Consider the following 13,975-nt stretch of genomic DNA (forward strand, 5'->3'; position numbering starts at 1 on the left):
TCTGGTCTCCATTGCCGCCATTTACTCAGCGGTTTTTGTACGTGTGTCTACTCTTCCGGTGTCCCCCGCAGGCTGGTTTTGCGAGGGGGTTCCATCAATCTTCCCCCGGTCTGGCAGCGATTACTGTGGCGCGAGAATGGGGGTTATTTTCGTGAGATCAACGGATGAAAACTTTTACTAGAGCATGGGGCCCAATCTTGGGAGGTGTCACACTGGTTGCCAGTCTGGGCTTTGCCGGAGTGACAAAGGCCGAGGTTTATGAGATCGGGCCGGAAGACTTCTCAGGGTCGTTCATTACGTCTTTTTTCAAATACGAAATCGATGAAAAAACAATTTCCACAACGACCACGGGAGAAATCAAAAAGAAAGGTCTTGGGAAATTTCTTAGCCATACGGCAACTGATTTTAATGCGGTCAGCGGATCCTGTGAGACAAACATGGCGGCCCCGGAGGCCGACAGTGCAGATCAGGTTGTTGTAGAGTCACCGTTCTTTGTTGTGAAATCCAATGTGGTGTTGACGTTCGAGAAGGGGCAGGTGTTCCTGCAGGCGGTGCCGGTGAATGATATGCCGGCAGGCAGCGGATGTTTTTATCTCACCGTCAATACCGGGACCGGAGAGCTGGTCGAAGAATTACCTGGTAGCTTTGATCTTGTCGTTGAATACAAGGTCATAGGCGGCACAGGAGATTTTGCGGGTGCGAGTGGTGTGTTGACGAGTACGTCCGTCGGTACCGCGCTTGAATACAATAGATTGTCTGATGGCAGTGGAGATAACTGGTTTGGCGGTGTCACCGGCACCCTTGCGGGGTCTTTCTGTACTGACTGTCCCTGAGGGCGGTTGTCAGAACCCTGAGGACGGTTGTCAGAAAAAGTCCCCAGGGTTCGATGACCGGCTCTCTCAGCCAATCGGGCAGCCAGGATTCTCCCCCTTGCCCCAGGCCATGATCGGTTCCATTAACCAGGCAGAGCCCCAGGGGGAGTAACCGGTAATGGAGGCGCCGCTCTCCGGTTGCGGCTCGACGTTGATCACCGCCACGATATTGCCGCCCTCGTGCTGGGGGCCGGTCCATCCCATGACTTTTCTGCGCAGGGTGAATTGGGTGAGGTTGTCACTGGCCGCGGTAATGTCGTAGTGCCAGACGCCCGAGCCAGTCCCGATCACGATACTTTGCGAGCGTATGCTGGGCCCCTGAATGACGCCTTCGACACAGGCATCCATGTTGGCCTTCAGGTTGCGCACGGAGTCCTGGTAGGGAATGGACGGCGCGGCGGTGTAGACGTTTCCGAACGTGGAGTCGCTCAGTGTGGTAACGAAGTCATTGGGCGTATTCGGGGGTAACAGGGCGGTACACCCCTGTAGCAGGGCCATGCCGAACACCGCAGGCAGGGTCTTTTTCATTGGATTTCGCTCTTTTTAGTGCTGTTATTTGCTGTGCGATCGCCAGAAGCAGCCTGTAGTACTCTTCGGCTGGGACCGAATCAGGTGTGAGTAATCCACAGGAGTAAGCACGAGTTATAACATGCAACTTTCGTGCTTAATAGGACGGGCCCCCGCTAAAATCCATGATCAAGAGAGTGTTCAGGAAAATGCGCAATGCATGGGGTGATAAACCAGTGAACTTGATATTCCCGCATTGGGGAAAATGGACGGGGGTCGTCCTTGCTGTATTTCTATCAAACACGATGTTTGCCCGTGCCGGCGTACTCGAGGATACCGCGTGGCGCCTGTCCGAATTCCGCTCCATGAGCGATGAGGTCGGGTCACTGCGGCCGGCGTCGCCGCGCAGCGTGCAGATTCGATTCGGTGCTGACGGTGCCGCCAGTATGCAGCTCGACTGCAATCTGGGAAGTGCGCGATGGCAACACACACCCTCGTCGGACCCGTCCAATGGCCAGATCGAAATTGGTCCGGTGGCGGCGACGCTCGCCCTTTGCCCGGGCACTAACCTAGGTAGTAACCTGGGCGGGAAGTTTGCCAAGGACGCGCCCATGTTGCGCGGCTATATGATCCGCGATGGCCGGCTTTCCCTCAGCCTGATGGCCGATGCGGGCATCTATATTTTCGACCCGGTTCCCCCGAAAGCGAGTACCGAAGATGGCGGTCCGCGCGTGTGGGAAGTGACCGGGGCGCCTTCCGGGTTAAATCTGAGGTCTTCGGCGTCAGCCTCTGCCCGTATTGTCGGGCGCTTTGCGAATGGCCATCGTCTCGACAATCTGGGTTGCAAGACGGCAGGTGTCCGGCTCTGGTGCTATGTACAGCGGTTTGGCGGCGGCCCGGTAGGTTACGTTGCCGCGGATTACCTGAGGCCGGCGATTGCCCCCGATGGCACCATGCCTGCGGGCGAGGACGATTCGGCGCTGCGCGCGGGCAGGGGAGAATTCGATGCAACGGGCAAAGTCCCCTGTGGCGATCAGCGGTGTGATTTCGGGGTGGCGCGCGCAGGCGGCGGATTTGCCACGGTGGTGATTACGCGCACCAACGGCCGCAAGCGGGCGCTGTTTTTCAGAATGGGCGTTGCGACGGGGGCCGACACCGCAGAAGCGGAGGGACCGCGTGCGTTCAGTGTCCGCAGAGAGGATGACAACTTTCTGATTCGGGTCGGTCCGGAGCGCTACAAAATACCGGATGCGGTGATATACGGTGGCTGAAGGGGGATGTAGGCCGCAGTCGCTGGCACAGAAGGCCGGCGACTGCGGTGGAATGATCAGTAAGCGGGTGCCCAGCTGCCGTCTGGACGGCGACAGGCGACGCTTTGGGTGCTCTGGCCGTTCTGCCCAATCACCTCGGTGACGAAAGAGCGGCAGTACTGGTCGCCACGCTGTTCATAAGCGCCCGGAGTGACGGCGTATTGTTCGTGGCCGTTCTGGTTCTGCCAGGTCACACGCTCGCCTTCGGGGGCAAATTCCAGTACCTGTCCCACGCACGCCTGGTTGCGCTGGTCCATCCGGCGACCGATGTTGCCGCCAACGAGAACACCGGCAATGGCACCACCAATAGTGGCCGCGGTGTTGCCGCGTCCATCGCCAATCTGGTGACCGATAACACCGCCAATCAGGCCGCCCAATACACTGCCGACCTTGTCGCTGTTACAGCGGGAAACGGTCGTGTGCTGGGGCGGCGGCGCCGGGCGCCATTCCGGGCGGTACTCGGGTTCCGGGGCGCGCTGGTCAAACCAGGGCGGCAGCACAACCACACGGGTGCCGTGGTCGTGGTGATGGTGGCCGTAGTTGCGGGGAGCCCGGCATTTGCGCTCTTCCTCGTAGTCGCCATTGCGCTTCCACTTGCGCTCTACCTTGCAGTTGCCGTCCCAGTACTCTTCTTTGTACGAGCCGTGTTTCTTGTGCTTCTTCCAGCCGCGACCTTCCGGTGGCTCCGCTAATAGGCCTGTCGAGAGGCTGCCGCACAGAATGGCGACGAGGGCTGTGGTGAGATATTTCATGACTTGGTGTCCACCGCTTATTCATTGTTCGATGTTTGACGAATGGCACGAATCCTAACAAGGGTCGCCTGAACAGACAGTGAATACGTCTACGTTTTCGGGAGTGATGAGCCCCGGCGTCTATGCTGCGTGTAGCAACCACACGGGGAAACGCGATGCCGGACTACAGGCTCTACTATTGGGAACTGCCATTTCGCGGCGTGTTTATCGAGATGTTCCTGCACGAAGTGGGGGTGAGCTACCAGCGCCTGGATACGAGTGAGATCTACCCCGACAAGCGCCTGAAAATCCACAATCCGGGGATGGCCCCCCCGTATCTGTACGATGGCAGCATCGACAAGACCATCGCACAGATGCCCGCGATCCTGATGCACCTGGCGCGGGACTATGACTATCTGCCCAAACGCAGTGAAACCCACACCCTGGCCCTGAAGGCTCTTCTGGATTGCAACGATGTGCTAATGGAAATCACCAACTTCAACGGCATGCAGATGTGGGAGAAGGGTGCCTGGGAGACGTTCCGCTACGGGCGCCTGCCGGATTGGATGCAGGTGTTCGAACAGACCGGTCGCGCCCACGGCCTCAACGACGGCAAGGGGTATCTGCTGGGGTCGACCATCTCCGTCGCCGATATCGCTACTGCGGCGCTGTTCGGGACTATGACCTATTCATTTCCCGCACTGCAAAATGACCTTGAGGAAAATGCTCCGGGGGTTGCGAAACTGTGTGCTCGCGTCGAGGCAAGGCCGCGTATCGCGGAGTTCCTGAGCGGGGCGCGGGAGCGTTATGGACGCGACTACTGCGGCGGCCAGATAGAGCGCTCGCTGCGAAAGATGATCGGTTGAGGCGCAGCTAATTTGTCGGTACCTGCTCGATAGCCCGGATCATCAGCTCCAGCGCATCATTGAAGCACCCGTCGCCGTGAAGGTGGCTGGCTGTCTGCGGATGCTGGTGGTCTTCGATCGTGTTGCGCAAAGTGAGGCCGAACAGGGCGGGAGAGGGCGCTTCCGCTGTTTCCTGGCCACGCTTGTATACGGATACACCTTCCTTGAAGGTTTCCATTACCTTCAGGTCATCCAGCTTGTCCTCGGCAACCTCGAGCGGGTTCTCCGAGAGGATGATCAGGTCGGCCAGTTTCCCCACTTCTATCGAGCCTTTGCGCTCCTCTTCAAAATGCTGCCACGCGGGCCATAGCGTCATGGCCTTGAGCGCGGTGGCGACAGGCACCCGATGTTGAGTGCCGAGAATTTTTCCACTGCGGGTGCGGCGGGTTACCGTGGCGGAGAGTACGCGCATGGAATCCGGCAGTGCTACCGGCGCATCGTGGTGGGTACCAAACATCATCTTCTGCTCAAGGACCCAGCCGGTGGGTGAAATATTTTCCGCGCGCTCCGGGCCCAGCACGGAGTCGCGGTGGTAGTCGCCCCAGTAAAAGGTGTGCATGGGAAACAGGGAGGGAAAGATACCCAGCGCCTTGATTTCGTCCACCTGATCGCGACGCAGGGTTTGCCCATGGATAAGCACCGGGCGATTTTTCACTTTGGGGTACTTGGCTTCCGCGGCTTTCACTGCCTTGATCAGCAGGTCGATGGCGGCATCACCATTGGCGTGGGTGATAATTTGCCAGTCGTGCGCATAGGCTTTGGCCACGGCGTCCATTGCCTGCTTTTCGGTGATCGATGCGTAACCCCGGTAATCCGCTTTCTGCCCGGCTGGTGGTTTGAAATAGGGCTTGCTCAGCCAGGCGGTTTTACCCTGTGGTGAGCCGTCAATGGTCAGTTTGGCGCCGCCGACACGCAGGCGGTGCCGGTATTCCCGTGTCGGGTGTATGTCCTCGATTTCGAGAATATCCGGGTAGACCACCACATCGATCTTCAATGCACCGTTTTCCGCGACCCGTTTTAGCGAGTTGAGAGATGCCTGGGTGGCGCGCCCCTCCTGCGCGGTTGTGTATCCATAGGTGGCGAGTAGCTTGGTGCCCTCGACAGCAAACAGATCGTTCACGTCTTTGTTCAGTGCTTTGCCAAACGCGCCGATCAGTTGAAAGAACGCATACTCCTCGGCAACCCCGTTGGGCGTCTTGCCATCGGCTTCGCGCTGGAACACACCACCTTTCGGGTTTTCTGTGTCGGCAGAGATTCCGGCTATTTCGAGTGCCCTGGAATTGGCTACCCCGATGTGTCCGGACTGGTGCACGATGAGAATGGGGATTTCTGTAGATACCTTGTCGAGATCCTGGCGGGTTGGATGACGTTGCTCTGCAAGTTGTGAATTGTCATAGCCAAAGCCAACAATCCAGCCAAGCTGCTTGACTGATTTCTTATTGGCTGCGGCCCAGCTCTGCAGTAGTTTGATTAGAGAAGCGATGTCTTTACCCCTGCCATCCGGCGGAGGCAACAGGTTGGCCGTCAGCGACTGAAAGCCGATCATCCATGCGTGGCCGTGGGAGTCGAAAAAACCGGGGAGCAAGGTTTTGCCCGACAGATCGATTTTCTGGGTATTGGCGCCGGCGGTCTTCAGCACCTCCTCGCGCGTACCCACCGCGATAATCTTCCCTTCCTTGATCGCGACGGCTTCTGCCTTGGGCTGATTGTCATCGATAGTGATAATGGTGCCGTTGTGAAATATGGTGTCCGCGGTTTGTGCTGCGAAGACAAATGGTGAATGCACTAGAAATAGGTAACTGAGGGCCAGTTTCAGAAGATCATTCATTGGATTGCCCGGTCTGGGAAAATTTCGATTTCACCCAGTTTAGACATACCTTGCCCCCTCCACTGTTGATGGGGTGTTGGGAGACGGAGGGGGTGGCTAGAATGCGTCCGGGTTCCGGATAATCTGCCTGGCCCGGGCAGACAGCGCCTCCAGATCCTCGCTATCCATTTTATTCAGCAGGCTCAACATCATCGCCATGCGCTGGTTTCCCTGGAAGTGCTCGCGCTTTTCCGCCAAAAAGTGCCAGTAAAGACTGTTGAATGGGCAGGCGTTCTCACCGGTCTTTTCCTTGACGTTATACGCACAGCCATTGCAGTAATTACTCATTTTTTGGATATAGCTGCCGCTGGAAATATAGGGCTTGGTAGCTACGAGACCGCCGTCGGCAAACTGGCTCATGCCTCGGGTGTTGGTGATCTCCACCCATTCGATGGCATCGATGTAGATTCCCAGGTACCAGGCATCTACCTGGTCCGGGTGCACGCCAATCAACAGCGCGAAGTTGCCGGTAATCATCAGGCGCTGGATGTGGTGGGCATAGGCGTGGTCCAGGCTGTTTTTTATCGCGTGGTGCAAACAGCGCATTTTGGTCTCTGCGCTCCAGTAAAACGCCGGTAGGTCCCGCTGGTTGCGCAGCCGGTTGCAGCGCGCGTATCCCGGCATCTCCCGCCAGTAGACGCCGCGCATATACTCGCGCCAGCCGAGAATCTGCCGCACGAAACCCTCGACCTCATTGATGGAAATCGTACTCTTGTTGGCCTGCCAGTGTTCAATCACCGCATCGATGACTTCCCGCGGGTGCAGCAGCTTGCTGTTCATGGCAAAGCTGAGGCGGCTATGGAACAGGTAAACCTGCTCCGGGTCCATAGCGTCCTGGTAGTCGCCAAAGTGCACCAGCAGGTTGTCACAGAAGTACCGCAACACCTTCAGGCAGTCTTCACGGCTGGTGGGCCAGCTGAAGTGTTGCGGATCGATATTACCGAAGGTTTTGACTCCGGCATCCTCGATACGCTTGAGCGTGGTGCGCACATCCTTGCGGAAGCCCTTTTCGTGGGGGATTTCCGGTGAGCCCTTCCATTTGTTGCGGTTGCTGGCATCAAAATTCCACTTGCCGCCTACCGGATCAGTGCCCTCCATCAGGATGTCGTGCTCCCGGCGCATATACCGGTAGAAGCTTTCCATCAGCAGGGATTTCTTGCCTTCGAAGAATTCTGCCAGCGTATTGCGGCTGGTAAGGAAATGTTCGCTGTCGAACGCTTCCACATCGATGCTCAGGTCGTCGGCCAGTTGCTGCAATTGCTGGTCAAGGCGGTACTCGTCCGGCAGCTGGTATTCGAATTTTTCGATGCCGTGGGCCTGAACCAGTGCGGCGATATTGCTACCCAGTTTTTGTGCGTTGTCCGGGTGATCGAGCCGGTAGTGGATAACCTGCTTGCCGCGTGATTTCAGCCAATCGGCAAAGGTCTCCATGGCTTCAAAGAAAGCCACCACTTTCTGTATGTGGTGTTTTACGTAGTCGGTTTCCTGTCGCATCTCGGCGATAAAGTACAGAGTGTCTTCATCGTCATTTTGGTACCAGGAATGCTTGTGGTTCAGCTGGTCGCCGAGGATCAGCCTGAGGATTTTCAAAGAGGATTCCTCTGATTGTGGGAGATTACGACATTCAGGGGTTGAATTTGGGTTGTAGCAAACAAATCCATACTGTGCCAGCCAGCGTAGATAACGAGCTGGAAAGACAAGTTTTGTATCCGAACAATAGATTGGGGGATTTGCATTTCGATGAAGACACTCGACACCGGCGCCATCCAGCGCTTTTTCCAGATGGAAGCCGCCGGGGGAATCTTGCTGATAGTGGCCGCGTTCCTTGCCATTGTGCTGGCGAACTCGCCTCTGGAACCACTGTATGCCCTGCTGCTGCAGACACCGGTGCAAGTCTCCATTGCTGAGTTCAGCATCGATAAACCACTGTTGCTGTGGATCAACGACGGCCTGATGGCGGTCTTCTTCTTTTTGATCGGGCTTGAGCTCAAGCGGGAGATGACCGAGGGCGAGCTGTCGCGACCCTCACAAGTCATCTTGCCGGGGATTGGTGCCATTGGCGGCATGTTGTTCCCGGCATTGATCTATGTGGCATTCAACTGGGATAACCCGCAGGCGCTGCAGGGCTGGGCCATTCCTGCCGCGACCGATATTGCGTTTGCACTTGGCGTGCTGTCCCTGCTCGGGCCGAGCGTGCCCCGTGCCGCCAAGGTCTTCCTGGCCTCACTGGCGATCTTCGACGATGTCGGCGCGATCATCATCATTGCACTGTTCTACACCGACAGTATTTCCCTGCTGGCACTGTCCGTGGCCGGTGGCTGTCTTGTGGTGCTGTCGCTCATGAAGTTCGCCGGGGTCGAGAATCGTCGCGCCTATATTCTGGTCGGTCTCGTGATGTGGGCGTCGATGCTGAAAAGCGGGGTGCATGCCACCCTCGCCGGGGTGCTGCTGGCAATGTTTATCCCGATGAAGTCACGCAAGCATCCGGGTCGCTCACCGCTGCGAGAGCTGGAACACGGCATTCACCCCATTGTGACCTTCATGATTCTGCCGGTATTCGCCTTTGCCAACGCTGGGGTGACCTTTGGTTCCACCGATCCACAGTACCTGTTGCACGGGGTGCCAGTGGGTATTGCCCTGGGCCTGTTTCTCGGTAACCAGCTGGGTATCCTGAGTCTTTGCTGGCTGGCGGTGCGCTTTGGGCTGACCCAGCTGCCAAAAGATATGAACTGGCTGATGCTCTACGGCGTGGCCATGCTCTGTGGTATTGGCTTCACCATGAGTTTGTTTATCGGCTCACTGGCGTTTGAGCAGAGTGGCATTGACCGCTTCTTTGACGAACGTGTCGGGATTCTGGCGGGGTCTTTGCTCTCCGGGGTATCCGGTTACCTGCTGCTGAGGTTTGCACTGCGCAAACGCGCCGGGAGCGAAGACACTGCGCGCGCTCTGGAGCCCGCGACCACTAGCTGATAACACTCTGGCGACGGCTGTGCTGAAGCATCAGTGCCGGCGTTGTGCGCAGTATCTCGATGCATCGCAGTCGGGAGTTACTCCGGGTCTATACTTGGCGGACTCGGGGCCTTCCCCAATGGATTAAACGGTAACGCAGCTTTCGATTTTTATATCGGATGCGTGCCGCGCACGGATTGCGATGTATACCGATGTGCATGCCGGCGACCGGCGTCCCGCAGGGTGGGGCGACAAGATCTGGTCGCTGGGACTACTTATATTTTCCCTCTTCATAGCGCTGTGGCTGGTGTCGCTGATCGGCCCTGTGCATGATCAGGCGCCGCTGGTGTTCTCCCTCAGCTGGGTGCCGAGCCTCGGCGTTGACCTGGCATTTCTGATCGATGGCCTGAGCCTTTTGTTCGCCCTGCTTGTCAGTGGCGTTGGCTTTTTCGTATCTCTTTACGCCGCGTTTTATCTGCGTGGCCATCCGTTACTCAAGCGCTTTTTTCTGTATCTGCTGCTGTTCATGCTCGGCATGCTCGGGCTGGTGTTGGCGGGAAACCTGATCACCCTGTTTGTGTTCTGGGAGGTGACCACCGTTGCCAGTTATCTGCTGATCGGCTTCAACCACGAGAGCGCCAGTGCGCGGCGGTCAGCGCTGCAGGCATTACTCATTACAGCGTTGGGTGGGCTAGCACTGCTGGCGGGGTTAATCCTGTTGGGGAGCGTCGCCGGCACTTATGACCTGGTGCAGGTACTTTCATCGCGGGGCCAGGTGCAAGGCCATGCACTGTACACGCCCATTCTGATTCTTGTGCTGATCGGGGCCTTTACCAAGTCGGCACAGTTGCCTCTGCATTTCTGGCTGCCAAACGCGATGGCCGCCCCCACACCGGTGAGCGCCTACCTGCACTCCGCCACCATGGTAAAGGCCGGTATCTACCTGCTGGCACGCCTGCACCCGGTACTCGGCGGCAGCGGCCTGTGGTTGTGGATACTCACCCTGGTCGGTGCTGCGACCGCGGTGGTCGCCGCGATTCTGGCGCTGCGGCAAACAGATCTGAAACTGTCGCTGGCCTACACCACGGTGGTGGCACTGGGCACACTCACCATGTTTCTCGGCTCCGATGCGAGTGTTGCCATCGCCGCGGCGATTACCTTTGTGCTGGTGCACTCCCTGTACAAGGCCGCGCTGTTTATGGTGGTGGGGATCATCGATCACCAGACCGGCACCCGGGACCTGCATGCATTAGGCGGGCTGATTCGGCGGCTGCCAATTACCTTCGGCATCGCACTGGCGGCGGGGTTATCGATGGCGGGGTTTCCACCGTTTCTCGGCTTTATCGGCAAGGAGCTCAAATACGAAGGCGCGCTGGCGATAGCCGAAGAGCCCTTACTGGTGGCCATTGCCGCGGTGTTTGCCAACGCGCTGATGGTCGCGGTATCGGCAACGGTGGCACTGCGCCCATTTCTCGGAAAACTGCCGCCGACACTGGCGTCCTCGCGCGAAGCCAGTGCCGGATTGTGGCTGAGTCCGCTGGTGCTGGCACTGCTCGGGTTTACCTTCGGGGTGGCGCCGGGGCTGGTGGCCGACACTTTAGTGCAGCCGGCGGTAACTGCCATTCTCGGGCGCCCGGAAGTGGTCAAACTGAAACTCTGGCACGGTGTGAATGTGCCGTTAATGATGAGCATCGCCACGTTATTGCTGGGCGTGCTCACCTTCCTGATGCAACGCCGTATTCGCGATGGCCTCAACCGCGCTGCTCGATGGTTGCCATCGCGAATGGACCGACAATGGGACCGGGGGCTGGCGCTGTTCAAGCGCGCTGCGGCATTGCACACCCGCTACCTGCAGCACGGCTTGCTTCAGGGATATATGGCGGTGGTCTTTATCGCGGTAGTGGCAACCTTGTTCTGGGCGGTGTTCTGGGGCGAGTCGCGTGCAGGCGGTTTCGAGATGCAATTCAACTGGGCGCGTCTCACGTTAAAAGAGTGGGCGGCCATGGCGCTGGTTTTGTCCGGATCACTGGTAGCGATTGGCTGTCGCGCACCGCTCACCGCTATCTGTAGCCTCGGCGGTATGGGGGTGGGTGTCGCGCTGATTTACCTGTTTTTTGGTGCGCCCGATGTGGCCATTACCCAGTTACTCGTGGAGACGCTGTTTCTGGTGCTGGTGGCGATGACCCTGAATCGGTTGCCACATTCCATGGCGGTGCGCGGCACGCGCCCACGCTATCTGCACGCCCTGATCGCGGTGCTGGTTGGCGCCGCGGTAAGCCTGGTGTTGCTGGCGGTAATCCAGCAGCCGTTGGTGAGCCCCACTCGTGAATATTACGAGCTCGCGTCGGTACCGGAGGCGTTTGGGCGCAATATCGTTAACGTGATTCTGGTGGACTTTCGCGCGCTGGATACCTTCGGCGAAGTGGTGGTGGTACTGGTCGCCGCTCTCGGTGCCGCGGCGCTGTTGCGGCGGCATCCGGGTAACGGCATTCCGGGGTACCGGGACCAGGGAGGTCCGGAGGAATGAACTCGGTAATCCTGCAGGGCGCCACACGCTTGCTGGTGGCCCTGATTCTGCTGTTCTCGGTGTACATGCTGTTGCGTGGTCACAACCTTCCTGGCGGCGGTTTTATCGCGGGGCTGATTGCCTCCGCCGCTTTTATTCTCTACGCGCTGGCCTGGAGCATGCGCGAGGCGCGCGAGGCGTTGCGCATATCACCGGTGCGATTGGCGACAGTGGGCGCATTGCTGTCGCTGGGTTCGGCAGTGCCCGGCGCACTACAGGCGAATCCACCGTTTACCGGCTTGTGGCTTTTCCTCGGTGGTGGCGACGGCGAAAAAGGTGTGCCGCTGAGCACGGTTTTGTTGTTCGACATTGGCATCTATCTGGCAGTGCTGGGCTCGGTGCTGGCTCTGTTTTTTACGCTGGAGGAGGACTGACGTGGAATCGGCGCTGGTAATCGTAATTGGGGTAATGACCGCCACCGGTGTCTATCTGATGCTGGCCTCCAATCTGCTGTGTTATCTGTTTGGGCTTATCCTGCTGAGTAATGCGGCCAACCTGGTAATTTTTGTCTCGGGTCGTCTCACCCGCGTGGTGCCACCGCTGATTCCAAAGGGGCTGGAAGCGCCGCCCGAGCCTGTCGCCAATGCCTTGCCCCAGGCGATGATTCTGACCGCGATTGTGATCGGCTTTGGGCTGCTGGCATTCACCCTGGCGCTGGTTGTGGGTTGCTACCGCGAGTTGGGCACAATTGATGCCGATCATATGCGCCTGGCGGAACCCATAGACCCGGATGGGGAGCATTGATGGGCTGGTTGCTCGCGCTTCCCTTCTTGTTGCCCATTGCGGTTGGGCTGCTGGCATTTGCGGCGCGACGCACGCCGCCGCTGGCGCGTGCAATCAGCCTCATCGGTTGCGTGGGACTGTTGCTGGTGGCGGGTGCGATCTTTGTGCAGGTGCTGGCACAGGGCCCGGTCGCCGCACAAATGGGCAATTGGCCGGCGCCCTTCGGGATTACGCTGGTGGCCGATCGGCTCAGTGCCATCATGTTGTTGCTGGTCGCACTGGTGGGGGCATCGGTCGCGGTGTTTGCGCTGGCGGACGTCGATCGGCACCGGGAAACGTTGGGCTTTCAGGGCTTTTATCAGCTGCTGCTAGCCGGTGTTTGCGGCAGCTTTGTCACCGGCGACCTGTTCAACCTGTATGTGTGGTTCGAGGTGATGCTAATTGCCTCCTTCGCCCTGCTGGTGCTCGGTGGGGACCGGGAGCAACTGGATGGCGGGATCAAGTATGTGGCGCTGAACCTTGTGTCGACGCTGTTGATGCTGATGGCCATCGGTATGATCTATGGCCTGACCGGCACCTTGAATATGGCCGCACTCCACCAGGCCCTGGCTGAGGTCGAACAGCCGGCCACCCTGCAGCTACTGGCGGTGCTCTTGATTGCGGCTTTTGGCATCAAGGCCGCACTGTTTCCGCTGTATTTCTGGTTGCCGGCGTCGTACCACGTGCCCCCCGTGGCGGTCACTGCGGTGTTCGCCGGGCTGCTCACCAAAGTAGGGGTCTATGCGCTAATTCGTACCTTCACATTGATCTTTCCGGCGGACCTCGGCTTTACACGTGAGTTGCTGCTGGGTGCGGCGTTACTGACCATGCTTAGTGGTGTGCTGGGGGCGGCTTCGCAATACGAGTTTCGGCGCATTCTCGCGTTCCATATCATCAGCCAGATCGGTTTTCTGGTCCTGGGCTTGGCACTCTACAGTCCGCTGGCGCTGGCCGGCACCGTGTTTTATATGGCGCACAACATCGTTGCCAAGACCAACCTTTTGTTGATGAGCGGCACCGCGCGGCGTATGGCGGGGAGCTTTGATCTACTCAAGATTGGCGGCCTGTATCGCGCTAGCCCGCTTCTCGCCGCGGTCTTTTTTATTGCCGCATTTAGCCTTGCGGGCTTTCCCCCGCTGTCCGGTTTCTGGGCCAAGCTGTTGCTGGTTACCGCAAGTCTCGACCAGGCCGCTTACTGGGTGGCTGCCACTGCACTGGTTACCGGTGCGCTCACCCTGTTTTCCATGAGCAAGATCTGGAGCGAGGCCTTCTGGAAGGCACACCCGCAGGAGCCACCACAAACTCTCGCCAGCCTGCCCGCCATCGAGCGCGTGCAGCGCATGGCACCGGCGGTGGTGCTGGTGCTGATTACCCTATTGTTGGGGCTTTTCCCGCAGCCGCTGATCGAGTTTTCCCAAGCTGCCGCTGCGGAACTGCTGAATCCGGCAGGCTACGTGGCCGTGGTGCTATCCCCGAGCGAGTAATGAGAATCTGGTAGTGAGGGTC

At 58.5% G+C, this 13,975-nt stretch carries 12 protein-coding genes; 8 read left to right on the plus strand and 4 right to left on the minus strand.

All coding sequences use genetic code 11. The features are described from left to right. Window positions 1–164 precede the first annotated feature (164 nt). Entirely contained in the window at window positions 165–833 is a 669-nt protein-coding gene (locus LC059_RS10540; RefSeq protein WP_226703811.1) for a hypothetical protein, read from the plus strand. A gap of 66 nt (window positions 834–899) precedes the next feature. On the opposite strand, the gene LC059_RS10545 is transcribed toward LC059_RS10540, so the two are convergent. Further along, complete coding sequence (locus LC059_RS10545) at window positions 900–1,400, minus strand: hypothetical protein (RefSeq protein WP_226703812.1); 501 nt, start codon at window positions 1,398–1,400, stop codon at window positions 900–902. Between the two features lie 284 nt (window positions 1,401–1,684). On the opposite strand from LC059_RS10545, the gene LC059_RS10550 reads away from it, so the two are divergent. Beyond that, entirely contained in the window at window positions 1,685–2,650 is a 966-nt protein-coding gene (locus tag LC059_RS10550; protein WP_226703813.1) for an SH3 domain-containing protein, read from the plus strand. Between the two features lie 56 nt (window positions 2,651–2,706). Here the strand turns inward: LC059_RS10550 and LC059_RS10555 are convergent, their stop codons facing one another. Beyond that, window positions 2,707–3,441 (minus strand): glycine zipper 2TM domain-containing protein, encoded by a 735-nt coding sequence (locus LC059_RS10555; protein WP_226703814.1) that lies wholly within the window; start codon window positions 3,439–3,441, stop codon window positions 2,707–2,709. Window positions 3,442–3,596: 155 nt separating this feature from the next. On the opposite strand from LC059_RS10555, the gene LC059_RS10560 reads away from it, so the two are divergent. Continuing rightward, window positions 3,597–4,286, plus strand: a complete 690-nt coding sequence (locus LC059_RS10560) for a glutathione S-transferase family protein (RefSeq protein ID WP_226703815.1) — start codon at window positions 3,597–3,599, stop codon at window positions 4,284–4,286. A gap of 7 nt (window positions 4,287–4,293) precedes the next feature. On the opposite strand, the gene LC059_RS10565 is transcribed toward LC059_RS10560, so the two are convergent. After that, entirely contained in the window at window positions 4,294–6,153 is a 1,860-nt protein-coding gene (locus tag LC059_RS10565) for an amidohydrolase (RefSeq protein WP_226703816.1), read from the minus strand. A gap of 96 nt (window positions 6,154–6,249) precedes the next feature. Beyond that, on the minus strand, window positions 6,250–7,782 hold the full coding sequence (locus LC059_RS10570; protein WP_226703817.1) for a cryptochrome/photolyase family protein: 1,533 nt from the start codon (window positions 7,780–7,782) through the stop codon (window positions 6,250–6,252). A 150-nt stretch (window positions 7,783–7,932) separates the two neighbouring features. Between LC059_RS10570 and nhaA the strand changes: the two genes are divergently transcribed. The 5 genes from nhaA to LC059_RS10595 all read left to right on the plus strand — a co-directional run bounded on the left by nhaA (window position 7,933) and on the right by LC059_RS10595 (window position 13,953). Further along, the gene (nhaA, locus tag LC059_RS10575) at window positions 7,933–9,162 is read left to right on the plus strand and encodes a Na+/H+ antiporter NhaA (RefSeq protein WP_226703818.1); all 1,230 of its coding nucleotides are present in this window, start codon (window positions 7,933–7,935) and stop codon (window positions 9,160–9,162) included. A 181-nt stretch (window positions 9,163–9,343) separates the two neighbouring features. Continuing rightward, window positions 9,344–11,668 carry a hydrogen gas-evolving membrane-bound hydrogenase subunit E gene (gene mbhE, locus LC059_RS10580; protein WP_226703819.1) on the plus strand — a complete coding sequence of 775 codons (2,325 nt, stop codon included), beginning with the start codon at window positions 9,344–9,346 and terminating at the stop codon, window positions 11,666–11,668. Further along, complete coding sequence (locus LC059_RS10585) at window positions 11,665–12,081, plus strand: MnhB domain-containing protein (protein WP_226703820.1); 417 nt, start codon at window positions 11,665–11,667, stop codon at window positions 12,079–12,081. Before mbhE ends, LC059_RS10585 begins: the two co-directional genes overlap by 4 nt. A gap of 1 nt (window position 12,082) precedes the next feature. Further along, on the plus strand, window positions 12,083–12,451 hold the full coding sequence (locus tag LC059_RS10590) for a Na+/H+ antiporter subunit C (protein WP_226703821.1): 369 nt from the start codon (window positions 12,083–12,085) through the stop codon (window positions 12,449–12,451). After that, window positions 12,451–13,953: a Na+/H+ antiporter subunit D gene (locus LC059_RS10595; protein ID WP_226703822.1), complete on the plus strand. Its 1,503-nt coding sequence runs from the start codon at window positions 12,451–12,453 to the stop codon at window positions 13,951–13,953. Before LC059_RS10590 ends, LC059_RS10595 begins: the two co-directional genes overlap by 1 nt. The last annotated feature ends 22 nt before the right edge of the window (window positions 13,954–13,975 follow it).

Origin of the sequence: Microbulbifer elongatus (assembly GCF_020524885.1) — a bacterium.
Classification (GTDB): Bacteria; Pseudomonadota; Gammaproteobacteria; order Pseudomonadales; family Cellvibrionaceae; genus Microbulbifer; species Microbulbifer elongatus_A.

Coding starts and splice junctions, on each gene's coding strand:
- LC059_RS10565 (WP_226703816.1), bottom strand. CDS start 6,153: ATGAATGATCTTCTGAAACTGGCCCTCAGTTACCTATTTCTAGTGCAT.
- LC059_RS10595 (WP_226703822.1), top strand. CDS start 12,451: ATGGGCTGGTTGCTCGCGCTTCCCTTCTTGTTGCCCATTGCGGTTGGG.
- LC059_RS10550 (WP_226703813.1), top strand. CDS start 1,685: ATGTTTGCCCGTGCCGGCGTACTCGAGGATACCGCGTGGCGCCTGTCC.
- mbhE (WP_226703819.1), top strand. CDS start 9,344: ATGTATACCGATGTGCATGCCGGCGACCGGCGTCCCGCAGGGTGGGGC.
- nhaA (WP_226703818.1), top strand. CDS start 7,933: ATGAAGACACTCGACACCGGCGCCATCCAGCGCTTTTTCCAGATGGAA.
- LC059_RS10540 (WP_226703811.1), top strand. CDS start 165: ATGAAAACTTTTACTAGAGCATGGGGCCCAATCTTGGGAGGTGTCACA.
- LC059_RS10560 (WP_226703815.1), top strand. CDS start 3,597: ATGCCGGACTACAGGCTCTACTATTGGGAACTGCCATTTCGCGGCGTG.
- LC059_RS10585 (WP_226703820.1), top strand. CDS start 11,665: ATGAACTCGGTAATCCTGCAGGGCGCCACACGCTTGCTGGTGGCCCTG.
- LC059_RS10545 (WP_226703812.1), bottom strand. CDS start 1,400: ATGAAAAAGACCCTGCCTGCGGTGTTCGGCATGGCCCTGCTACAGGGG.
- LC059_RS10555 (WP_226703814.1), bottom strand. CDS start 3,441: ATGAAATATCTCACCACAGCCCTCGTCGCCATTCTGTGCGGCAGCCTC.